A 22,813-nucleotide genomic window follows, 5' to 3' on the forward strand; every position below is an offset into this window, starting at 1 on the left:
AAATGAATAAGCGTATTCTTGTAATGTCTTTGATTTGCTTTGTGTTGTTCGCTTTGCTTGTTTCGTGTGGTGATTCCAGAAACGCTGTTTCGGATAGCAATAAGGTGGTTGCTGTTGCCAAAGGGACTTTTACGGATTCCCGTGATGGTCAGATTTATAAAACGGTGACTGTCGGCAAGCATCTCTGGATGGCCGAAAACCTTAACTATGAAACGCAAGATAGCTACTGCTATGGCAATGATGAGGTGGGTTGCGTTAAATATGGACGACTCTATTCTTTGAAAGCGGCAAAAAAGGCTTGTCCTGAGAATTGGCGGTTGCCCACTTCCATTGATTGGCACTTGCTCATTTATTGGGTGGGTGGTGAGGCTATTGCCGGTAAAATGCTCAAGTCTTCGGATAGCTGGCTTGCTGATGGAAATGGATCGGATGATTACGGATTCTCGGTGCTCCCTTCGGGCGTGCGGTACAAAGATGGCGACTATAGCATTGATGGTCGTTATGCGTTTTTCTGGAGTTCAACGGAATTGTATCAGTATGCCGCGTATAGCGTGGGGTTCAATTATTACAATGATGAAGCCTCTTTGGCGGTTGCTGAGGATCAGTGGTTTGCTGTCCGTTGTGTTCGCGAGGTTGAAGATTCTGTGCCGCAACAAGATAATTTATCTTCATCGTCGGAGTCTGTCGAAATGCTTTCTGCGAGTTCTTCTTCTCCCACAAAAATACAGAGCGGTTCTCGAATCGATGGGAATTGGCTTACTGATTTACGCGACAATCAGGTTTACAAAATTGTGAAGATTGGTACCCAAACTTGGATGGCCGAAAACTTGAATTACGAGACGGCAAATAGTTCTTGCAATTTGAAAACGTGTGCCGAATCAGGACGTTTTTACACATGGGATGCTGCGGTGAATGCTTGTCCGGACGGTTGGCATTTGCCGACGTATGGTGAATGGAAAACGTTGATTACTTATGTTGGCGGAGGGGAGGTTGCCGGTAAATTGCTTAGAGGAAAAGCGAGTGGAATGGGTGGTACAAGAATGTACGGCCCGTTTACGGAGTTTTTTAAAGTTAATGGTACGGATGAGTTCGGTTTTTTGGCTTTGTCGCCTAACTATTGGAGTTCTTCTGAGGACGATAGTTTAAGTGCTTATCACATAAATATGCCGTCTGATGACGGCTCGGCTAGTATGAATCGGACTCCAAAATCTAATATAATGAGGGTCCGCTGCCTTATGGGAAATATTCAACGCGAGACTCGGCTCGGCAAGCTGGCTGACCAAAACAAGAGCGTTGTCATTCCTGGTTCCAGTTCTTTCGTCATTCCAGCTTCTAGTTCTTCCGTCATTCCGGCCACCAAGCCGGAATCTCGTCATTCTTTTATGACCGATTCCCGTGACGGGAAAACTTACAAGACTGTAACTATAGGCTCTCAGACGTGGATGGCTGAAAATCTGAAATATGAATCAGAAAACACTTATTGTTATGACAACGATACGATTAACTGTTCTAAATATGGACTGCTTTATGGGTGGTCTGTTGCAAAAAAAGTTTGCCCGATGGGTTGGCATTTACCGACATTAGATGAATGGGACGAACTGCTCGTGACGGCTGGAGGGTTGCTCGCTGCTGATATTGCGCTGAGATCGAAGACAACGGATTGGCTTGATAGCGGAATACGTACAGACGAATTTGGATTCTCTGCGCTTCCTGGCGGTTTCAAGGATGCAGACAAGTATAAGAAATCTGGATATTGTGCTGATTTCTGGACTTCTACGGATTGTGCTCCCGAACAAAAATGCATGCGACCAAATTTTTGGACTTCTGGGGAGTGTGCTTCCAAAAGAAAATGTATGCGGACAATTTCCCTTCTCAAAGGCAAAGTTGATCGTTATCATAGTCTTGAAAACGATGCTTCGTCTATCCGTTGCCTTAAGGATACCCCTAGACAAAAGAAACACGTTGTCAAGAGTCGTGTCAAAGATGCTCTTGTAGATTCTCGTGACGGACAAGCTTACAGGACTGTAAAAATCGGTTCCAAGACTTGGATGGCCGAAAATTTGAACTATAAAAAGGAGGGTAGTTTTTGTTATCGTAATGACGAAGACTATTGTTCCCTTTATGGCCGACTTTACAAAAGGGGGGCTGCATCTGGTGCATGTCCTGTAGGTTGGCATATGCCTTCGATTAAGGAATGGGAAGAATTGTTTGTGACGATTGGTAATCGACAAGTTGCAGCTAAGGTGCTTAGGTCTCAAATGGGGTGGCGCAATAGTGTGGCTGGCACGGATGAGTTTGGTTTTTCTGCGTTGCCGGCTGGTTATGGTAAAGCCGATGGATGGGTTGAAAATGCGGGCTTAGGAGCTTATTGGTGGAGTTCTACAAGAGAAGAATATAACAGTGACCGTAATGAAACGGTTGCTTTAAAAAATGATACTTTAGAATGGGATTACATGTCTGACGAAAATCGGTTGTCGATCCGTTGTGTAAAAGATGATACTCTTGATGTTGTTCGTAAAGTTGTGAAAGCTAAACCTCTCAAGGATTCTCGCGATGGACATACCTATAAAACCGTTCAAATTGGTTCGCTGGTTTGGATGGCCGAAAATCTAAACTACAAAACCGAAAATAGTACTTGTCATGGTGATAGTGTCGAAACCTGCTCGAAATATGGCCGTTTTTACACATGGAATGAAGCCGTTGATTGTGAAGATAAATGGATGGACGAAGATGGTGATGGTTGGGGATATACAAAATGGTGTGCTTTGAAAGATCCTGTTCAAGGTGTATGCCCTGATGGCTGGCACATGCCTTCGCTAAGAGAATGGGCAAACTTGATTTATGCGGTGGGTGGGGAATATGTTGCTAATAATGCGCTTAGGTCAAAGAAAGGTTGGTTTGGTGAAAATAATGGTACAGATGATTTTGGCTTTTCGGCAATTCCTGTAGTTTATAACAAGTCATATAATGGTGAATTTTACGAAAAGAATAATGATGCGAATTTTTGGAGTTCTACTGATTATGAGGGGGAAAAGGAAGCGTATCGTTTCGGGCTTCCAAGTGACGGTTTTTATCGCGCCTTAAATTCGTATAGAGATTCTTATATACATATTTCAAATAAGGTGAATTTATCTAAAGCGCGCAAAAGCGAGCGGTTGTCTGTTCGTTGTGTCAAAGATTATTATGCAAGTCGCGAAAAAACGGTTGCACCGGCCCCTGTGTCATCTTCATCTAGTGCCTCTCAGTTATACGTCGATGTAACTTTAGTTGACCCTCGTGATGGGCATACTTATAATACTGTTACCATTGGCCGTCAGACATGGATGGCCCAAAACCTCAACTATGAAGTGAAAAATAGCAGTTGCGTTGGGGACAGTGCTGAAAATTGTGCTAAATACGGTCGCTACTATTCTTGGCTCCTTGCGAAAGAAGTATGCCCTGATGGTTGGCGTATGCCCATGCAAGAGGATTGGGATACTTTGTTTGTTGCTGTTGGCGGTAAAAATGTTGCAGGTAAGGCGCTCCGGTCTCAGACGGGGTGGTTTGGAAATGGCAATGGTGAGGATGCTTATGGTTTCTCGGCCATCCCTATTCGTGTTGCGGACAAGGACGGGGCTGAGTCCCTTTATGGAAACCCTTGGATGACGAAGGAAGGCAGAAATGCATTCTTCTGGACTTTTACAGAACAAGATAAAGATAAGGCTTATGCCGTATATACGCTTTATTATACCGATAGTGCCTCTTATGGAATTATTGAAAAGAAAAGTGAGTTCCCGATTCGCTGCATCAAAGGTGAACTAGCGGATGGTAGCAAGAAAAAGATGATAAAAGCGGAACCGCTAACTGATTCCCGTGACGGGCAAACTTACAAGACTGTTGAAATTGGTACTCAGACGTGGATGGCCGAAAATTTGAACTACAAGACGGGTAGCAGTTTCTGTTTCAATAATGCCGATAGCAATTGCGTAAAATATGGCCGTTATTACAATTGGGTGACGGCGATGGATGGGGAGGGTGTTTGCCCTGCAGGTTGGCACTTGCCTTCGCTTGTTGAATGGAACGTGTTGATTTATGCGTTGGGCGGAAACGATTCGGCGGGTAAGGCTCTAAAATCGGTTCCCGGTTGGAATAGTGTTATTTTGGGCTCGGATGATTATGGATTCTCGGCTCTCCCTGCGGGTAATTTTTCTATAGATGATAAGGGCGATCGGGAATTTAAAAACGAGGATTACTCTTGGCGTTCATCGAATTATCGGTTCGCTAATTACTGGAGTTCTACGGAGTACGATGACAAACGCGCTTATGGCATGAGTTTGTATGGCTATGATAATCATGTGAATTTGGGCACCGATGATAAAATGCGTTCTGGTAAAAGCATCCGTTGCGTAAAAGATGATAAGAAATTCAATAAGATAATTGCAAAAGATGAAAGTCGCGAAAAACGTCTGCCGTTTTTCCCTGATTCTATGAATTTACTTGTGGATTCCCGTGATGGACAAGTTTACAAGATCGTTTCTATCGGTTCTCAAACCTGGATGGCTGAAAATTTGAACTTCAAAAGCGAATCAAGCGGTTGCGAGTCTAGCTTTGCAAGCAATTGTGCAAAATACGGTCGTCACTATTCATGGGCTTCTGCAATGGATAGCGCCGGTACTTATTCTAAGGACGGTGAAGGGTGTGGCTATAAGTCGTCATGTATCCCGACGAAAACTGTTCAAGGTCTTTGCCCTGACGGATGGCATTTACCGACAAGTGATGAATGGATTACACTTTTGGGAACTTTGAAAAAACAGCCTTCTTTAAAATCGGATTTTGTTTATACCGATAACCATCGTTACGGGAATACCGATCGGCTGCGTTTGTGGAGTTCTACGCAGGATGACGGATACAAGGCTCATGGCGTGGTATTCAATGACGAAAGGCAAAAGGATAATGTTACTAAATACGAGAAGAATCATTCGTATGGAATCCGTTGTGTCAAGAATGATTTACCGAAAGAATCTGCGATAAGGGATTCTATGGTCGATTCTCGTGACGGACAAATTTACAAGACTGTGACTATAGGCTCTCAAACTTGGATGGCCGAAAATATGAACTTCAAAACGGAGAACAGTTTTTGTAATGATAATAATCCGGCCAGTTGCAATTCAGAAGGTCGTCTTTACAAATGGAATGCGCTGAAGGAAGTTTGCCCTGCGGGTTGGCACTTGCCAACAGACGCTGAATGGGATACTCTGTTTACGGCTGTGGGAGGTTCTTCTGTTGCAGGAAAATTGCTGAGGTCGAAGAGTGGGTGGCATTATTGCGATTCGAATTTAGGCTTTTATGGCAATGGTAATGGTACGGATGAATTCGGCTTTTCTGTTCTACCGGTAGGCGCTTTTTACGGAGGTGGCGTTGAGACTTATAAGCCGGGGTATAAAGCGTGTTTCCATACGGCAGAAAAAGATGATTATTCTATGGAAGTTGAAATGTGTTTTAATTTCTGCAGCGATAGCGTTGAACGGACGGATGATTTTACGTATAAAGAAATTAGTGTCCGCTGCGTCAAGGATGATGCTAAACGAAAGGGAAATGGCGATAAACGAAAGAACGCTGCTCATATTGTGCCTCCATCGAGTGCTATTAAGGGAACGTTTACGGATTCTCGTGATGGGCGAACTTACAAGACTGTAAAGATTGGAAAGCAAACTTGGATGGCTCAAAACCTCAATTACAAAACGAAACTTAGTAGATGTTTGGATGATGAGCCTCGCAGGTGTGACGATTTTGGTAGAATTTATCAATGGATTGATGCGCATGGGGCATGCCCTGTGGGTTGGCATTTGCCGACAGAAAAAGATTGGAATACCTTGATAAATGCGGTGGGTGATTCTGCGACGGCGGCTAGGGCGCTCAAGTCCAAAGAGGGTTGGCTTGAATATAAAGACCGTAATGGTGGAGGTTCTGACGATTATGGTTTTACGGCGGAACCTGTTGGCTGCTGGGTGACTTTTGATGCAATGCTTAAGGATGGAACCTTTAGTGAAAATGGCTACAGCGCGAATTTTTGGACTTCTAAAGAGCATAGTGCCGACAGCGCTTATGTCATGGGAATGGGTTATTTCGATGGTGATGTAATCAAGTTCGAAGACGCTAAAGCGAATGGTTATACCGTCCGCTGTGTGAAGGATTACTAACCACTTTTACCAAGCATTTCCTAACCACTAACCACTTTTACCATCTTTCGTCTTTCGTCTTTCGTCTTTCGTCTAGACATTACCTATATTTCCAGCATATCAAGGAGACTATATGGCAGAAATCGGTACACCTCTAAGTTCTAGTGCAACCAAGGTCCTGTTCTGCGGAGCAGGCGAATTAGGCAAGGAAGTCATCATCGAGATGATTCGTCTTGGTGTTGAAGTTATCGCGGTGGACCGTTATGCCAACGCTCCCGGTATGCAGGTGGCTCACCGCAGCCACGTGATTAACATGCTGGACGGTGCAGAACTTCGTCGCGTGATTGAACTTGAAAAGCCGGACTACATCGTCCCGGAAGTCGAGGCGATTGCGACGGATACGCTCGTGGAACTTGAAAAGGAAGGCTACAACGTCATCCCGACCGCGAAGGCGACCAAGCTTACGATGAACCGCGAAGGCATCCGCCGTTTGGCTGCCGAAGAGCTTGGACTCAAGACGAGCCCGTACCGTTTTGCAGACAACTACGAAGATTTCAAGGCTGCAGTCAAGGAAATTGGCATCCCGTGCGTCATCAAGCCGGTGATGAGTTCTTCCGGTCACGGTCAGAGCGTCATCAAGACCGAAGCCGATATCGAAAATTCCTGGAACATTTCTCAGCATGAAGGCCGTACAGGCCATGCAAGCCGTGTGATTGTCGAAGGCTTTGTGCCGTTCGATTACGAAATTACTTTGCTCACGGTCCGTCATGTAGGCGGCACGAGCTTCTTGGAGCCGATTGGCCATCATCAGGTGGGCGGTGACTATCAGGAATCTTGGCAGCCGCAGCCGATGAAGCCGGAACTTTTGGAACAAGCGAAAGTGATTGCGAAGAAGGTCACGGACGCACTTGGCGGTCGCGGTATCTTTGGCGTGGAACTTTTCGTTTGCAAGGACGAAGTCTTGTTCAGCGAAGTTTCTCCGCGTCCGCACGATACCGGCATGGTGACGCTCATTTCGCAGGATTTGTCTGAATTTGCATTGCATGCCCGTGCGATTCTCGGCCTCCCGATTCCAAACATCGCGTTCCATGGTCCGAGTGCATCGAAGGCTATTGTTGTTGATGGATTTTCCGACCACATGAAGTTCGGCGGCTTGGAAGATGTTCTTGCCGAACCGGATACTGCACTTCGTTTGTTCGGTAAACCGGAACTCAAAGGCCACCGCCGTTTGGGCGTTCTCCTCGCTCGTCGCGACACCGTCGAAGAAGCCAAGGCTCAAGTCATGGCCATGCGCGAAAAAGTGAAAATTAGTTTATAGGAAAAGTGATTAGTAAACAGTGATTAGTAAACAGGGCGGCTTCGCCGCGATTATAAATCCTAACCACTAATCACCAACCACTAACCACTATTTATAAAACTTTCCCTAACGCTATTACCGCTGCGGTTCTTGCGCGCAGGCGTGTGTTGCCTAGGTTCAGCAAATGGACTTTCCCGTTCTTGAACGATTTTACGGCTTCAATTTCGCGTGGAGAAAATCCGCCTTCAGGGCCTACGAGTAAAGTAACGGGAACTGCAGTGCATTTCCCGTCGGCACCTTCCGCAGACACATCCAATCCCAAATCGAGCTTACGTTCTCCATCAATATCGCAGAGAATCAAGTCTCCCTGATAGTCCTTAAGCCATTTGTCAAATTCAATCGGCCCCTCGATGCGCGTCATCCAGGGCTTTTTGGATTGCTTGAGGCTTACGAGCGATTTGAGTTCGGCTCGTCGAACTGTCTTTTTCAAATCGGAATTCTTGGGTTCCTGAGAGTAGTCTGTACGCAAAAAGATGATGCTGTCCGTTTCGGTCTGTGCCGCATGGAATACGACTTCTTCGAGCGCGTCGTCTTTGAGGCAAGCGATGCCGAGATTCAAACGTGGGCGTTTAAACGGTGCGTCTTCAACTACGTCAACGCGGACTTCGCAGGCCTTTGCATCTGCCTTGGTGATTGTCGCGTCGGCGTAATGTCCGAGGCCGTCGCAGAGTTGCAGCGTATCGCCGTTTGCGGCACGGCAAACGCGTACCGCATGGCTGCTTTCATTTTCGTCTAAAATAATTGTGCCAACAGTAATCAGCGGACAATAGAAACGGCTATCAGGAGTTTTCATAGTCTTAAAAATAGAAAAATTATACTAACCACAAACCACTAACTACTAACCACTTTTCTATATTACATCTTGTGAAAAAAGTTAAAGCTGTTGTATTCGATTTAGACGGAACTCTCTATTTGAGCGGTCGCCCTTATCCAGGTGCGGTCGAGACGGTTAATCGCGTGGCGAAACAAGTTCCCGTTTATTATTTGAGCAACAACACGAGCAAGTCTCCGGTTTTCTACGAGAACCGCCTCAAAGTCATGGGGCTTCCGCTTGCAGAAGATTCGATTATTTCGGCATTGTACCTTTCGCTCGATGCGATTCACGAACGCAAAATCAAGAATGTCTTTTTCTTTGCGAATCCCGAAGTCTATGAATGGTTTGCTGCGCAGGATCCGAGCCTCAATTTGCGTCCGTCCGTCGAAGAAACGGAGTTGGTGCTTGTCGCTTACCACAACAGCTTTGATTACCGCGAACTTTGCGAACTCAGTTTCCGGGTGCAACGCGGAATCCCGTTCTGGGTGACGCATACGGATTTTGTCTGCCCTGACGAACGCGGCCCCGTGCCCGACATCGGGAGCTTCATGGCTCTTTTGAAAACCGCTTACGGAGTGGAGCCTGAAAAAAGCTTTGGCAAGCCGAATCCGGCGATGCTCTCTGGACTTTTGAAGCTTTACCGCCCTGAAGAAATCTTGTTTGTGGGCGATAGGCTTTATACGGATTTTGAACTCGCGAAACGTTCTGGTTGCCGTTTTGTGCTGCCTCTGTGCGGTGAGTCGAAAATGGCGGATGTCGAAAAGCTCGACGTGAAGCCCGAATTTATTGTCAATAATGTTAGTGAAATAGATTTTAACGCTTTTTTTGAAGGAAAAAAATAATGCATCGTATAGCTCGTTCCTTGCTTTTGCTCGTCCTTATTCCCGTTGCGATTGCTTTCGCCGGAGATGAACATATTACGGTTGCTGTTTCGTTGCAACCTTATGCGACAATTGTAAAGATGGTGGGCGGTGCCCGCGTGAACGTGGTAACGCTTTTGCCGCCGGGTGCCGATCCGCACAATTACGAACCGAAGCCCGCAATCATCAAGGCTTTTTCGCTGGCTCAGGTTTACTTTACGGATGGATCGGGCTTGGATAAGGCTTGGCTGCCTCGTTTTATGGCTGCCAATAAAAAGGTCAATGTTATAGATATTTCTAAAAGCATTGAATGGATGAAATTGGAACATGAAGGCCATGGTTTACACGGACATCATGATGATGAACTTGATCCACATATTTGGACGTCGCCAGCTCGTGTGAAAATTTTAGCCATGAATATTTTTGAAGCTTTGAAAAAACTTGATCCCGAGCATTTTAGTTACTATGTAACTCATTATGGGATAACTCAAGATTTCTTAGAAAAAAAATCACGAGAAATTAATGAAGCTGTTATAAAAATGCCGCCCAAGTCGCGTTCGTTTATCGTGTTCCATCCGTCGTATGGATATTTGGCGAAGGATTACAAACTACAGCAGTATGCGATTGAAGTAAATGGCAAGGAACCGAAACCGAGGGATTTGTCGAAACTCATTCAAATTGGACGCAAAAACGAAACGAAAATTGTTTTTGTTCAGCCGCAGTTTAGTAAGCGTGCCGCACAAACGATTGCGAAGGATCTTGGAGCGAAAATTGTTGAAACCGATCCGCTTTCGGCAGACTTTGCCGGAAACCTTCAAAAGTTTATCGATGCTCTTAAACAAGTGGGCGAAAAGTAATGTCAGCAATTGACATCAATGGACTTAATTTTAGCTATGGCAAGTCGCCCGTGTTGACGGACGTGAATCTGTCTATTGATGAAAATGACTTTGTTGCAATTATCGGACCGAACGGTGGTGGTAAATCGACGTTGATGAGGCTGATGGTTGGGCTTTTGAAACCTACGACCGGAACTGTTCGTTTGTTCGGTGAAAAGGTGCCGACAAAGAAGGTGGCTGTTGGTTACGTGCCGCAAAATACGAACAAGAATATCGATTTCCCGATTACGGTGGGCGAGTGCGTCGCGACAGGCAAGACAGGGCTTTCATCGAAATCTAGCGAAGTGAAGGCCGCTTTGGATCGCGTTCATATTGCAGGGTATCTCGATCGCCGTTTGGGCGAATTGAGCGGCGGCGAACGCCAACGTGTTCTGATTGCACGTTCTCTTGTCTGTAACCCGCGCATCCTTTTTCTCGATGAACCGTCCAACAATATCGATGTGGCGGGAATCGAGGCTCTTTACAACATGCTTGCGGATTTTAGCGAATCCATGACGATTGTGATTGTGACGCACGACTTGATGGCTCTTTCGCATAAGGTAAAAAGCGTTGTGTGCGTGAACCATTCCGTGCATTACCACGAGGGCGGAAACCTGACCGAAGAAATGTTGCACCGCACATACGGCTGCGAAGTCGATTTGATTGCACATGGGGTACCGCACCGCGTCCTTGGAAGCCACGATCACACCCACGGCGGCTGCTGCGAACATCACCATGCGCCGAAGGCGCATTAGACGAGAGAACGCTCGCTAGGCTCGCTATAGACTACAAATGCAAAGGGCGAATGTTGCAGGGCTGCTTGCAGACCTATAACTGAGCTTAGCATTTGGGACTTGTCCAAAGACGAAAGAGAAATTATGGTGCTTCGCACGTGTAGATGATTGGAATATCTATCGTCTATAGTCTTTCGTCTTTCGTCTCTCGTCTCTCGTCTATCACCTAAACCCGCTCAATTCCTAACCACTAACCACCAACCACTAACCACTTTTATATATTTATTCCAGTACTTGTCGCAAGAAAGGAGTCTTGTGATTCATTGGAGGTAAAAATGAGTGCAGAAGTTGAAGAATTGACCGTCGAATACACCGACGAAGAAACCGGCGAAGTCGTCATCAAGGAATTAGACAAGGAAGTCTTGTCGAAAGGCGCTTGGCCGACCGTCATGTTCTTTTATCAGGACCGCGATCCGAAAACGGGTGAATTCAGCGAACCGAAGGTCTCTCTGCGCCGTTACCGCAAAATGCAAGGCACCTTTAAAGCCCAGGGCAAGTTCAAGATTACAGGCAAAGCGCAAGCCGAAGCCATTATCAACGTATTAAAAAAGTGGTATAACATTTAATGCCAGACCCTGCTAGTAAAAAGAAAAATTACAACATCGAATTCCTGTGCGAGGGCAATATCGAATCTTTCCCGTGGAAGGACAAGTTCGAGGCTATGGCCCGCAAACTCCTCGCCGAAGAAGGAACTGAAAACAACGTCAATATCGTGCTCTGCACGGACGAGTTCGTTCGCGAGATGAACAAGAACTATCGCGGACTCGACAAGGTGACCGACGTGCTCTCGTTCGAATGGCACGAAGAAATCCCCGGCGAAGAAGAAATGCTTGGCGAAATCTACATCGCAAGGGACCAAGTCAAGCGTCAGGCTCCGCAGTACGGCAACAGCTTTTTTGCCGAGATGAAGCGCGTGATTGTTCACGGACTGCTCCACCTGTCGGGGTACGACCATATCAAGGCCGCCGACCGCAAGGTCATGCGTGCCCGCGAATGCGAGTTCTTGGGATTAGATCCGTACAAGGACAAGGAGAGCATGGAAAATGGGTGATACAAACACCATTGCAGTTGTTCTTCTCTGTGTTTTTCTTTTTATTTCGGCGACGTTTACTTTAGTCAAGACTGTCTTTGCTGCCATCTATGCTAAGCGCGATTCCCGCGACCGCACGGACCGCGAAGAAAAGATTGCGAAGATTGTGGAGCACGGCGGCTACAACGAGACTGTCTCGATTGGGCGGATTTTCTCGGATGTCGGTATTGGCGTATTCGGCTATTACCTCTTTTCGAATGCTCCGTGGCAGTGGACGCACGACTATTGGCTGTTCGGGCTTTTGGCGTACATGGTTTTCGCCTGCGTCGTGATTTATGTGGTGACTATTTTTTGCCCGAACTTGCTCGGTAGCTTAAAACCTGATACTTTGTCTGTTGTTCTTGTGCCGCTTTACAAGTACATTCGCATGCCGTTTGTGCCTGTGGGTAAATTTTGTCATATAGTTTATCTGAAACTTCTGAACGCTTTGGGCTATGATGCAAAGCTCAGCTTCTTGCCCGAAGAACGCCGTGACGCTGTGCAGGCGGACCTCTCGGATTCTTCGCTTGCCGAAGGTGAAGGCTTGGAAAAAGAAGAACGCCAGATGATCCTTAACATCTTCGATTTCGTGGAAACGCCGGTGCGTGAAATCATGACGCCGCGAGTCGATATGTGCGCGATTGACGTGGATACTTCGCTGGAAGATTTGGTGAAGGTCTTGAACAACGAACGCCACTCGCGTTTGCCGGTCTATAAAGATACTGTCGATAACATCGTCGGCATTCTTTCGAACCGCGACTTTTTGGAATGGTTTACGGAACATCGCGATGAACCGTTTGACTTGATGAAGCTCGTGATGCCACCGGTCTATGTGCCCTATCACAAGAAGATTGACGATTTGTTGACGGAACTCCGCAAGACGGGTAACCAGCTCGCGATTGTCGTCGATGAATACGGTGGAACGGCTGGCCTTGTGACGCTCGAAGATATCCTCGAAGAAATCGTCGGTGAAATCCGCGATGAAGACGACATGGACGAAGACGAGGACGTGCAGAAGTTGAAGGATGGACGCTACATTCTCGACCCGCTGATGACGCTTTCGGATTTGGAATACGAACTCGATGTGGAACTCAAGCCGCCTGAGAATTCTCACGTGGAAACGCTCTCTGGCTTGATTCAAGCGACGCTTGGCATCATCCCGTCGCCGGGCGCCGAAGTCAAGATTCAAGGCTACACCTTCCGCGTTTTGCGCATGGACGGTACTCGCATGGAAAAGGTCATGATGATTCTCCCTGCCGGAGTGAAAGGCCCCAAGACGCAAAGCCTGCATAAAGTGTAGGGCTCGCGATTTCTGCAATGCACTTGTCATGCCCGCCGGTGCCTGTCCTGAGCGAAGTCGAAGGATGCGGGCGTCTCCTTTTAAAAACGAAAAAGCTCGCGACTTTTATGTTCGCGAGTTTTTTTCTAGTCAATCTGCGGCGAACGCGATATACGGGACTCGTCCATACATCATAGATTTTCTCTAATGCCTTAGTTTTTTTATCTAAATTTTTGTAATTTATTCATACAATAAGGAGTATCTATGTTTCTTGGACGAGGATTGAGGGCTTTTGTTTATCTGAGCGTATTTGCTCTATTGACCTCTTGCGGTGACGATGGTTCGACTACAAGACCTTCATCGCTTCCGTCAGAAGTTGCCGATATGGACGAACTTGAAGATTTCAAGTGCAATTTGTCCTTAATCGGTGAAATAGTTTATGTGAATGAAAAACGAAAAAATTACGAATGCGATGGTGACCATTGGTTTGAATCTTATAACCAGTCGAAATCGTCTTCCAGCGTTAAGATGTCGTCTTCTTCGAACAAAAAGTCATCGTCATCCTCGAGGCGGAGCGGAGGGGAAACATATAGTTCCTCTTCTGTAAAGTATAGTGATAGCTCTGTTAAATCTTCAAGTTCTAACAGCAAAAATAGCAGTTCATCTGTTGTCTCGTATTCTTCTGCATCGTCTTCAAGTCGTCAATTGTCTTGGTCTAGTTCATGGGAACCGACGGTCTTACCGCCGGGAAAATATGATTGCTCTGTTTATGATTGTGTGAGTACTGCTTATTTGAATCCTAATGTTGAATACGGCGAATTTTTAGATGAACGTGATAACAAGGTTTATCGTACTGTTAAAATTGGAGAACTTGTATGGATGGCTCAAAACCTTAACTATTATATAGATAGTGTATCAAAAGCTTATGAGAACATGTGCTATAATAACGATACTTTAATGTGTGCCCGGTATGGGCGCTTATATAATCAGCGTTCTTCTGAAATCGCGTGCCCAGAGGGATGGCATCTTCCGACATCTGAGGAAATAAAATATTTGGAAGATTTTATTGGCAAAGATGCTGCAAAACTAAGATCAATTAATGGTTGGAGAAAAAAAATGGAAAATTATGATTCATTCGGTTTCTCTGCAATACCTGCGGGTGCGTATATACGTTATGCAAGTGGTCAAAATGTGGATTGGATTTTTTATTATGAAGGTTATCGTTCTTGTTTTTGGTTATATACGTTGAATAGTAATAAGTATGGCTATAGTGCCTATATTGAGACTTATGGTATGTTTGAAGATTATATGTGCAATAGGAATGAAATGTATTCAGTCCGTTGTATTCAAGGCCAATCCCCACTAACATCTCCATGTGGAATGAAAACATGTGAATATGGCTCTTTTACTGATGAACGCGATGGTCGGACGTATAAGACGGTGACTATAGGAGAACAAACGTGGATGGCGGAAAATTTAAATTACGCTAATCTGCAACCTACGAAAGACTTAGATTCAAGTAGTTTTTGTTACAATGATTCGCTAGAATATTGCGAAAAATACGGTCGCCTCTATTTGTGGAGTGCTGCAATGGATAGTGCTGCGGTGTTCAGTACAAATGGCAAAGGATGTGGTTATAATGTAAATTGTGTAGAGAAAACTCCTGTTCGTGGTGTCTGTCCCGAAAATTGGCATCTACCGAGCAATTCTGAATGGGAAACTTTATTCAATACGATGGGTAGTAAAAATTATGCCGGTACGGCTCTCAAGTCTGTTTTTGGCTGGGAGGATCAACTCAATGGGGCGGATGCTTATGGTTTTTCTGCGTTACCGGCAGGTGCCAGAGATCGTGAAGGAATTTACTTTGGTAATGGTAACGTAACTTATTTTTGGAGTTCAGAAGAGTATCATTCAACATATGCAAATTACATGATTTTGAACGCTCGTACTATTTATGCTTCTATTAGCGAGTATGGCAAGGACGTTGCTCGTTCTATCCGTTGCCTCAAGGACTGAATTTAGTTATTAGTCGTTGGTCTTTGGTCAATGGTCAATAGTCCATAGAAAAGTCCGGCTTTCACGCTGGACTTTTGGCATTAAAATACAGTCTTTGGGCAGTGAACCTTTATTTCATCAATCCACGACTTTAGTGGTATATTTCGGATTTTTATATTCAAATTTTTCGTAATCGGTTGGCACTGAATCGCTGATTTCTATGAAACGCAGATTCTCATAGTCGTAACCCCAGTGGGGATCTTGAAAAAGGAGGTTCATGATGTCGGTACATTCTTCGACCTTCTTCCTAAAATAGTCTTCAGGAAAAGAAGCCCGTTTCAGATTTTTGAGGTATAAGTCGTACCGTACCAATCTTTGGTTTTCAAGCGTGTTGTAGTCGTAGTGCCTATGCTCGATATAGCGCCAATGATTTTTTTTCACATCGTCACGGCACCAGCGCCAAGTTACGTTTTTTTCATGCTTAAGCACATTGCTGTCAGCATGTCTGTAACAGAAAAAATCCAGCAACCACCATTTCAGATCCTCTTCATCTTTTGCTTTATAAAGGACCTCATCTGGGCGTCTATCTCCAACTTGCATTACAGAAAGTCCATCTTCCAGATAATACACTCCCCAAAAAAGAAAGTCAAAGTCTTCTTTTTGGAGTTCTTCTGGAAAATGTTCCCTTATCCATTTTTCATGATCAGGTCTTGGTACTCTCATACGTTTTTACTTGAACTCCCGACCGTTCCACTTTAACATTTTCTGTTTCGTTTCTTTTTCGGACCACGTGATTTCGGTAATGTCCTTGCCGGAACGCGGTAGGGTATAGGACACCCAAGCTCCGCTGGTGCCGTATTGCCGGTCGAATCCGACATCGTGTGTTAATGTCATCTTTTTGGAGGCTTTGTTGTAGCGGTAGAAGTTAATTCCGTCGAATTGTCCGGGCTCATGTCTGCCGTTTATAAAGCTAGTCACGTTGTAGGCGAACAGTTTGTGTTTTTTGTCCGATTCGTTCCAGTAGCACATTTCGATTCGCAACATGTAGTTGTCTTGCGTGCGTTCGTATAAAACGAAACCGCTTTTGGTGTCGATGGTGAGCGTCTCGCCGTTTGCAAGTGCTTTGCCCTTGCTGTGCAGACTCCAGGCTTGCTTGAGTGTGTTCATCACTTCGTCAGTGCATTCCTCTTCGTTGTCGGTCGATGAAAGCAGAGCCCATGCAAAGTCCTTGATGGTGGGGCTAGCTCCTTTGAAGTTTACCCGGATGCTTTCCTGTGCTGATAGCGTGCAGTACGCCAAAACGATTGCGAGTAGTATTTTTTTCATGAGGGTTTGCCGTGAATGATGTTGCTCTTTGTAAATGTATAAAACTTTTCAGCGCATTTGGTAATGAAAAACGCCCCGCAAATTGCGAGGCGAATAGCTTTTTGTAGTCAATGGTCATTAGTCAATGGTCATTAGTTTTTTTATCGCTGCAAAATCGCCGCTTTTAGGTGGTAATCCATAAAAGATGTGTGCAATCGCTCAAAGCGTAGCGTGCTCAAAGCGCTTTAGCGCGAGCCCATAGCCCAAAGCCGCAGTTTTACAGTTCTTCGACGGCTTCCGCTCGCAGGTTCTGCACGATGTGCTCCTGGCGGCTCGGCGTGTTGTTGCCCATGTAGTATTCGAGCATCTTGCCAAGCGTAGCGTCGGGTGGAATGCTGACCGTTTCAAGGCGCATGTCTTCGTTGATGAACTGTCCGAATTCTTCCGGGCTGATTTCGCCAAGACCTTTGAATCGAGTGATTTCGAGACCGGTCTTGCCGATTTCTTTGGCGGCCTTGTCGCGTTCGGTTTCGTCGTAGCAGTACTTGGTCACCTGCTTGTTACGCACGCGGAAAAGTGGCGTCTGCAAGATGTACAAGTGCTTCTGTTCCACGAGTTCCGGGAAGAACTGCAAGAAGAACGTCATGAGCAAAAGGCGGATGTGCATGCCATCGACATCAGCATCAGTCGCGATAATGACTTTGTCGTAACGCAAGTTCTCGAGACCGTTTTCGATATCGAGTGCGTGTTGCAACAAGTTAAATTCTTCGTTCTCATAGACGACTTTTTTCGTCATGCCAAAGCTGTTGAGCGGCTTACCGCGCAAGCTGAACACCGCCTGCGTTTGCACGTTACGTGCCTTCGTGATGGAACCGGATGCGGAGTCACCTTCTGTAATGAAAATCATCGATTCACGGTTTAGCGCATTCTTCACGTCGGTAAGGTGGATTTTGCAGTCGCGGAGCTTGCGGTTGTGCAGGTTCGCCTTTTTGGCACGTTCGTTCGCAAGCTTCTTGATGCCCGCGATTTCTTTGCGTTCACGTTCGTTCTGCGTGATGCGGTTGAGCAAAGCCTTTTCGGTTTCGGGATTCTTGTGCAAGTAGTTGTCGAACTGGCTTGCGACGTAATCGACGACCCAGGAGCGCAACTGAGCACCGCCCGGCGAAACCGTCGTAGAACCGAGCTTCGTCTTTGTCTGCGATTCGAACACCGGTTCCTGGATGCGTACAGAAATCGCTCCGATGACGCAGTTGCGAACATCCGACGGATCAAGGTCCTTCTTGAAGTGGTCGCGGGCGCCCTTGACGATGCCTTCGCGGAAAGCCTGTTGGTGTGTACCGCCCTGCGTGGTGTGCTGGCCGTTCACGAAGCTGTAGTAATGTTCGCCGTACTGGTTGCCGTGCGTGAACGCGCATTCAATATCCTTGTCCTTAAAATGAATCACCGGATAGCGGATGGTGTCATCGACGTGCTTGTTCAAAAGGTCTAAAAGGCCGTTCGGGCTCGTATAGACCTTGCCGTTCATGATAAGCTGGAGGCCGTTGTTCAGGTAGGCGTAGTTCCAGACCTTTTCTTCCATGTACGCTGGGAGGAAACGGTAGTTTTTGAAAATGTCAGCGTCTGGCTCGAAGTAAATCTCGGTACCGTTCTTTTCGTTCGTTGCACATTCCTTGTAGTCCTGCACCAGAACGCCACGGCAGAATTCAGCCTGTTTCATGCGGCCATCGCGGTAGCTCTTGACCACGAATTTCGTGGAAAGTGCGTTCACGGCTTTTGTACCCACGCCGTTCAAGTCGACCGACTTCTGGAACGCTTCGGAATCGTACTTGCCGCCCGTGTTGATCTTCGATACGCAGTCGATGACCTTGCCGAGAGGAATGCCGCGGCCATAGTCGCGCACGCGAGCCGCGTGGTCGTCGATATCAATTTCAATCTTCTTGCCCGCTCCCATCACGAATTCGTCGATGGAGTTGTCGATAATTTCCTTGACGAGCACGTAAATGCCGTCGTCCGGGCTCTGTCCGTCGCCAAGCTTACCGATGTACATGCCGGGGCGCAGGCGGATATGTTCATGCCATTCGAGGGACTTGATGCTTTCTTCTGTATATTTCGTAGCTGCCATTAATCAATCTCTTTAAAATTTCAATAAAAAACCGAAAACAAATATATAAAAATTTTAATTACTGCACATAAGGGCAAGGCGTAAAACGGCTCTGTCCTACCAAACAGTACTTTTCGGGCGAAACTTCGAAAATGGGCTTACAAATTGGAAATTTGGGGCTAGCCGGGGCAAAGTGTACTGAATGGCCCGACTGCTTATAACATGGAAATAAAATTTCTCTTGTTGTATAAAATTCGTGCTATGGTTACTGTTTTTGAATCTTCTTCAATCCAGTAAAAAACTGAATAATGACGAACGATCATTCTTCTAAAATCATGTTCCAAAGATTTTGTTGGAATATATTGAGCGTTGGAATATGGGTGATTTTGTAGTAAGTTAATTTCACGTATGAACAACTCGGCTAAATTCTTAGCAGCCTTGGGCATTCCTAATTCATTTGTAATATAGAAGGTAATTGCCTGTAAGTCTAAGAGCGCGAGTTCAAGAAACTCGACTCTATAATTCATACGTTTGTGATCTTTTCTAGTTCCGCAAGAACTTCAGATGAGGAATATCTCTTAGAGGAGCGTTTGGCCTGCAATTCAGCTTCGTGTAACTTTTCGAAAATTTCTTTTTCGATTTGTAGATGTTCAAAGGCTTCGATGCTCATTAAAACCATATCATTATAACCGTCTTTTGTTAAAAAGACGGGTTGCCCAGATTCGTGTGCTGTCTTGGAAATGTCGTCGAGACAATCTTGCAAATCTGATATGGGTCTAGTTGTGCTCATGAGGATTCCTTTGGAGTAATATATATTTTTTGAGTTGGTGAGATAAGTCTGCTTGTAAATTTACAAATGATAATCACGAAAAACGGAAAAAGCCTAAATTTTGCAACCAACCGTTAGCATGAATGCTGGAAAAATATTTTTACTAAAAATATCGGTTCGAGAGTTTTTCAAAAGTGTGTTATAACTTGCTATAGGCAGCCCTCGCTTGCTTCGGTCATGCAGGTCTGCAAAAAAGGCAAAACTTATGTGATTTTGGAAATACAAAAAAAGCACCCTAGATATTTCACTAGAGTGCAAATTTTGTTTTTTGATTTTTTTAGAAGTTTACGCCGAAATTGACGGTGAGCCAAATCGGGGTATCTTTGCCATAATCGTCATAGTCTTCGCCAACGCCGAACCGGAATTCAAAGCCGAGATACAACATCGGGTTGAAATCGATATTCAAACCAACATACGGAGCTATGCCTAAATCACCCGTGCGGCTTTCGCCTTCATTCTTGCCGTCACGTGTAGTTTTGCCGAGCAGCATGTTAAAATCAAAACCGACGTACGGGGTAAGCATGTCACTCACCAAGAAGTCGGCTTCTAAACCAAGGTTCAAGTCCCAGGGTGGAGTCGTCTTGTCTTTGCCCTTCGTTTCAAGCTTGAGGCCGAGTTCAGAACCGAAATCTACGATGCCAAACTTCTGGGAGAATTGCACACCGAAATGGAATCCAAACGGCTTGTCGTCGCCGCAGAGGTCTTTGCTGCATGTGGGGAATTCAACGTCCAAGAACGCATTCATAATCGGCATGAACTGGTAGCGGAGCATGAGTGAGATGTTGTTAAGTCCGCTTTGTTCAGCATTTTTTCCATCGATATAAGTTAAGGCGGTGACAGGGACTACGAGACCGGCTTCAAAGTTTTGGATGAAGGAAAAGCGGGCACCGAGTGCGACTACATCTACACTTCTATTGCCGTGCATTAAGACCTGTTCACTGATTTGGGCTTGACCATGGCCTGCTTCTTTAACCGGGAAGTAGTCCCAAGTTGCGAAAGATGCGGTCGCTGCCAAAGCTGCAGCGAGTGCGATTTTCTTGAAAAGTCATTGCTCCTTTTTTATAGTTTTATATAGAAATATAATAAAAAAGTATGTTTTGCGTAAAAGAAATGTAGTGATTTAGATCACATTCAGATTTGTGAGATCACTAAATCGTAGGGTAACCAAAGTCTATTTTGTGTTGGTTTTCGATTTGGCAAATTGTTTCAAAAATTCCTTTTATTCGTTACTTTTGAAACGTTTACATGTTGTTTTTTGAATAAGTGGGAGGTGTGAAATTGCAGAAAAAAGCTTTTTTTTTCGCTAAAAACTGCAATTTGGGGTTCAAGGAAAATTTTGGCACGCTATTTGCATGAGTAGGGCGATAAAAAAAGAAGGTATTATATGTCAGATTTTACTAATGATGCAGAAAAGGTTTTAGCAAAAGCGCAGAGCTTGCGCGACCGCTGTTCGCATTCCTATTTGGGGGCGGCGCATTTGGCGGTTGGCCTTGTGGAAGGCCCCGATGCAACCTTGAAAAAACTTTATAAGTCCAAGGGCGTCAAGACGAACGAACTCCGTGGACGTTTGGAGCCGTTTGTTCAGAAAATCCCGCGCATGGAAGGCGTGAATCCAGATGTGGAACCGGATAGCGACTTGAACCGCATTTTGCGTGCCGCTGTGCAGGCGGCGCGGCAAGTGAGCCGTATGGTGACGCCGGGCGATTTGCTTGTGGCATTGATGAAGTTCTCGGGCGACCGCGGACTTGCGAAGGTCTTTGAAGATGCTCTTGGTTCGACCGAAGTGGTGGAAACATGGCTTTCAGATCCGTTTGCGGGTGCTGCGAATGCTGAGGAACAGTCTCCGCTGAAACTCTACGGTCGTGAACTCGTGGAAATGGCGGCTGACGGAAAGCTTTCGCCGGTGATTGGCCGTGAAGAAGAAATCCGCCGTGTGATTTTGATTTTGAGCCGTAAGACAAAGAACAATCCGTGCTTGGTCGGTGAACCGGGCGTGGGTAAGACGGCTATTGTCGAAGGCCTTGCCGAACGTATTTACCGCGGCGACGTGCCGGATGCGTTGAAGGGCAAGAAAGTGTTTGCGCTTGATTTGTCCGCGTTGATGGCGGGTGCAAAATACCGTGGCGACTTTGAAGAAAGGCTCAAAGCCGTTATAGATGCGATTGAAGAAGATGGCAACACGCTTATGTTCATCGATGAACTCCACAACATTGTGGGGGCGGGCAAGACCGAAGGCTCGATGGACTTGGGCAATATGCTGAAGCCGAAACTCGCCCGTGGAGAACTCCATTGCATTGGTGCTACTACAACTCAGGAATACCGCAAGTACATCGAAAAGGATTCCGCTTTGGAACGTCGATTCCAGCCGGTGCAGGTTTCGGAACCGAGCGAAGACGAAGCTATTTCCATCTTGCGTGGCATTAAGGACGGCTTTGATGCGCACCACGGCGTGCGTCTGCATGACAATGCGCTTGTGGCTGCTGTGAAACTTTCGAACCGTTACATTAGTGATAGGTTTTTGCCGGACAAGGCGATTGACTTGATCGACGAGGCTGCAAGCCTTGTGAAAACGCAGATGGATACGGTCCCGGAAGCGCTCGATACGTTGCAGCGTAAGGAACTCCAGATGAAAATCGAGGAGCAGGCGCTTTCGAAGGAATCGGATGAAGCAAGCGTCAAGCGCTTGAAAGAACTCCGTGAAGACCTTGCCGTGACCGATGCTGCTGTCAAGCAGATGCAGGAACGCTGGCAGGATCGTCGCGCCGCTTTTGCCGAAGTTCAGGACTTGAAGAAATCCTTGAAGGCCGCAAAGGATGAGATGGAACAGGCCGAAGCCCGTTACGACTTGAACCGTGCTGCAGAACTCAAGTACAACAAGATCGTGAACATCGAAAAGGAACTGGCTCAAAAGACTGAAGCGCTCCGCAAGAGTGCTGAAGAAGGTGGCTTGAGCGAAGAAGTGACCGAAGAGACGATTGCGCTTGTGGTGAGCCGTTGGACGGGCATTCCGGTGACAAAGCTTTGCGAAGGCGAAAAGGCAAAGTTGTTGCACTTGGATGAACGTCTGCATGCCCGCGTGATTGGCCAGGACGAAGCTGTCGAAGCCGTGTCCGAAGCAATTTTGCGTAACCGTAGCGGACTTAGCCGCGAGAATGCGCCGATTGGAAGTTTTCTCTTCTTGGGCCCGACGGGCGTGGGTAAGACGGAACTTGCAAAGGCTTTGGCTGTGGAACTTTTCGATAGCGAAAACGCACTTGTCCGTATCGACATGAGCGAATATATGGAAAAGCATAGCGTAAGCCGTTTGATCGGTGCTCCTCCGGGATACGTGGGCTACGAAGAAGGTGGCCAGCTGACCGAGGCTGTGCGTACGCATC

At 46.2% G+C, this 22,813-nt stretch carries 17 protein-coding genes; 10 read left to right on the top strand and 7 right to left on the bottom strand.

Features of this window, described 5'->3' with window-relative positions; translation table 11 throughout:
• Positions 1-2 precede the first annotated feature (2 nt).
• Together IKG78_RS01305 and purT are read left to right on the top strand one after the other, a co-directional pair.
• On the top strand, positions 3-6,179 hold the full coding sequence (locus IKG78_RS01305) for an FISUMP domain-containing protein (RefSeq protein WP_290938344.1): 6,177 nt from the start codon (positions 3-5) through the stop codon (positions 6,177-6,179).
• 112 nt (positions 6,180-6,291) lie between these two features.
• Positions 6,292-7,476: a formate-dependent phosphoribosylglycinamide formyltransferase gene (gene purT, locus IKG78_RS01310; RefSeq protein WP_290938347.1), complete on the top strand. Its 1,185-nt coding sequence runs from the start codon at positions 6,292-6,294 to the stop codon at positions 7,474-7,476.
• Between the two features lie 91 nt (positions 7,477-7,567).
• On the opposite strand, the gene IKG78_RS01315 is transcribed toward purT, so the two are convergent.
• Complete coding sequence (locus IKG78_RS01315; RefSeq protein WP_290938349.1) at positions 7,568-8,308, bottom strand: RsmE family RNA methyltransferase; 741 nt, start codon at positions 8,306-8,308, stop codon at positions 7,568-7,570.
• A 71-nt stretch (positions 8,309-8,379) separates the two neighbouring features.
• Between IKG78_RS01315 and IKG78_RS01320 the strand changes: the two genes are divergently transcribed.
• The 7 genes from IKG78_RS01320 (at position 8,380) to IKG78_RS01350 (ending at position 15,222) form a co-directional block, all read left to right on the top strand.
• Positions 8,380-9,171, top strand: coding sequence for an HAD hydrolase-like protein (locus IKG78_RS01320; protein WP_290938351.1), 792 nt, complete (start codon positions 8,380-8,382; stop codon positions 9,169-9,171).
• Entirely contained in the window at positions 9,171-10,046 is an 876-nt protein-coding gene (locus IKG78_RS01325; protein WP_290938353.1) for a zinc ABC transporter substrate-binding protein, read from the top strand. Before IKG78_RS01320 ends, IKG78_RS01325 begins: the two co-directional genes overlap by 1 nt.
• Entirely contained in the window at positions 10,046-10,819 is a 774-nt protein-coding gene (locus IKG78_RS01330) for a metal ABC transporter ATP-binding protein (protein ID WP_290938356.1), read from the top strand. Before IKG78_RS01325 ends, IKG78_RS01330 begins: the two co-directional genes overlap by 1 nt.
• Positions 10,820-11,133: 314 nt before the next feature.
• Positions 11,134-11,424, top strand: a complete 291-nt coding sequence (locus IKG78_RS01335) for a hypothetical protein (RefSeq protein ID WP_290938359.1) — start codon at positions 11,134-11,136, stop codon at positions 11,422-11,424.
• Positions 11,424-11,909 carry an rRNA maturation RNase YbeY gene (gene ybeY / locus IKG78_RS01340; RefSeq protein WP_072826736.1) on the top strand — a complete coding sequence of 162 codons (486 nt, stop codon included), beginning with the start codon at positions 11,424-11,426 and terminating at the stop codon, positions 11,907-11,909. Before IKG78_RS01335 ends, ybeY begins: the two co-directional genes overlap by 1 nt.
• The gene (locus IKG78_RS01345; RefSeq protein ID WP_290938362.1) at positions 11,902-13,227 is read left to right on the top strand and encodes a hemolysin family protein; all 1,326 of its coding nucleotides are present in this window, start codon (positions 11,902-11,904) and stop codon (positions 13,225-13,227) included. The genes ybeY and IKG78_RS01345 overlap by 8 nt, the downstream gene beginning before the upstream one ends.
• Before the next feature lie 243 nt (positions 13,228-13,470).
• Positions 13,471-15,222 carry an FISUMP domain-containing protein gene (locus tag IKG78_RS01350; RefSeq protein ID WP_290938364.1) on the top strand — a complete coding sequence of 584 codons (1,752 nt, stop codon included), beginning with the start codon at positions 13,471-13,473 and terminating at the stop codon, positions 15,220-15,222.
• A gap of 117 nt (positions 15,223-15,339) precedes the next feature.
• Here IKG78_RS01350 and IKG78_RS01355 read toward each other — a convergent pair whose 3' ends face one another.
• The 6 genes from IKG78_RS01355 to IKG78_RS01380 all read right to left on the bottom strand — a co-directional run bounded on the left by IKG78_RS01355 (position 15,340) and on the right by IKG78_RS01380 (position 20,451).
• Positions 15,340-15,924: a hypothetical protein gene (locus tag IKG78_RS01355; RefSeq protein ID WP_290938366.1), complete on the bottom strand. Its 585-nt coding sequence runs from the start codon at positions 15,922-15,924 to the stop codon at positions 15,340-15,342.
• Positions 15,925-15,930: 6 nt separating this feature from the next.
• Complete coding sequence (locus IKG78_RS01360; RefSeq protein WP_290938368.1) at positions 15,931-16,527, bottom strand: hypothetical protein; 597 nt, start codon at positions 16,525-16,527, stop codon at positions 15,931-15,933.
• Positions 16,528-16,783: 256 nt separating this feature from the next.
• Positions 16,784-18,628 (bottom strand): DNA topoisomerase IV subunit B, encoded by a 1,845-nt coding sequence (locus IKG78_RS01365; protein ID WP_290938370.1) that lies wholly within the window; start codon positions 18,626-18,628, stop codon positions 16,784-16,786.
• Between the two features lie 194 nt (positions 18,629-18,822).
• Positions 18,823-19,134, bottom strand: coding sequence for a type II toxin-antitoxin system RelE/ParE family toxin (locus IKG78_RS01370; RefSeq protein ID WP_290938372.1), 312 nt, complete (start codon positions 19,132-19,134; stop codon positions 18,823-18,825).
• Positions 19,131-19,397: a type II toxin-antitoxin system Phd/YefM family antitoxin gene (locus tag IKG78_RS01375; protein WP_290938374.1), complete on the bottom strand. Its 267-nt coding sequence runs from the start codon at positions 19,395-19,397 to the stop codon at positions 19,131-19,133. The genes IKG78_RS01370 and IKG78_RS01375 overlap by 4 nt, the downstream gene beginning before the upstream one ends.
• Before the next feature lie 316 nt (positions 19,398-19,713).
• Positions 19,714-20,451 carry a hypothetical protein gene (locus IKG78_RS01380; RefSeq protein ID WP_290938376.1) on the bottom strand — a complete coding sequence of 246 codons (738 nt, stop codon included), beginning with the start codon at positions 20,449-20,451 and terminating at the stop codon, positions 19,714-19,716.
• A 369-nt stretch (positions 20,452-20,820) separates the two neighbouring features.
• Between IKG78_RS01380 and IKG78_RS01385 the strand changes: the two genes are divergently transcribed.
• Positions 20,821-22,813: AAA family ATPase (locus IKG78_RS01385; RefSeq protein WP_290938378.1), on the top strand; the 1,993-nt coding region annotated here is incomplete at its 3' end.

The organism is Fibrobacter sp. (assembly GCF_017545445.1).
Classification (GTDB): Bacteria; Fibrobacterota; Fibrobacteria; order Fibrobacterales; family Fibrobacteraceae; genus Fibrobacter.

Bases quoted from the DNA above. Each gene is read 5' to 3' on its own strand.
- IKG78_RS01345 (WP_290938362.1), top strand. From the start codon at position 11,902: ATGGGTGATACAAACACCATTGCAGTTGTTCTTCTCTGTGTTTTTCTT.
- IKG78_RS01325 (WP_290938353.1), top strand. From the start codon at position 9,171: ATGCATCGTATAGCTCGTTCCTTGCTTTTGCTCGTCCTTATTCCCGTT.
- IKG78_RS01360 (WP_290938368.1), bottom strand. From the start codon at position 16,527: ATGAAAAAAATACTACTCGCAATCGTTTTGGCGTACTGCACGCTATCA.
- IKG78_RS01365 (WP_290938370.1), bottom strand. From the start codon at position 18,628: ATGGCAGCTACGAAATATACAGAAGAAAGCATCAAGTCCCTCGAATGG.
- IKG78_RS01315 (WP_290938349.1), bottom strand. From the start codon at position 8,308: ATGAAAACTCCTGATAGCCGTTTCTATTGTCCGCTGATTACTGTTGGC.
- IKG78_RS01355 (WP_290938366.1), bottom strand. From the start codon at position 15,924: ATGAGAGTACCAAGACCTGATCATGAAAAATGGATAAGGGAACATTTT.
- IKG78_RS01375 (WP_290938374.1), bottom strand. From the start codon at position 19,397: ATGAGCACAACTAGACCCATATCAGATTTGCAAGATTGTCTCGACGAC.
- IKG78_RS01305 (WP_290938344.1), top strand. From the start codon at position 3: ATGAATAAGCGTATTCTTGTAATGTCTTTGATTTGCTTTGTGTTGTTC.
- purT (WP_290938347.1), top strand. From the start codon at position 6,292: ATGGCAGAAATCGGTACACCTCTAAGTTCTAGTGCAACCAAGGTCCTG.
- ybeY (WP_072826736.1), top strand. From the start codon at position 11,424: ATGCCAGACCCTGCTAGTAAAAAGAAAAATTACAACATCGAATTCCTG.
- IKG78_RS01335 (WP_290938359.1), top strand. From the start codon at position 11,134: ATGAGTGCAGAAGTTGAAGAATTGACCGTCGAATACACCGACGAAGAA.
- IKG78_RS01370 (WP_290938372.1), bottom strand. From the start codon at position 19,134: ATGAATTATAGAGTCGAGTTTCTTGAACTCGCGCTCTTAGACTTACAG.
- IKG78_RS01330 (WP_290938356.1), top strand. From the start codon at position 10,046: ATGTCAGCAATTGACATCAATGGACTTAATTTTAGCTATGGCAAGTCG.
- IKG78_RS01350 (WP_290938364.1), top strand. From the start codon at position 13,471: ATGTTTCTTGGACGAGGATTGAGGGCTTTTGTTTATCTGAGCGTATTT.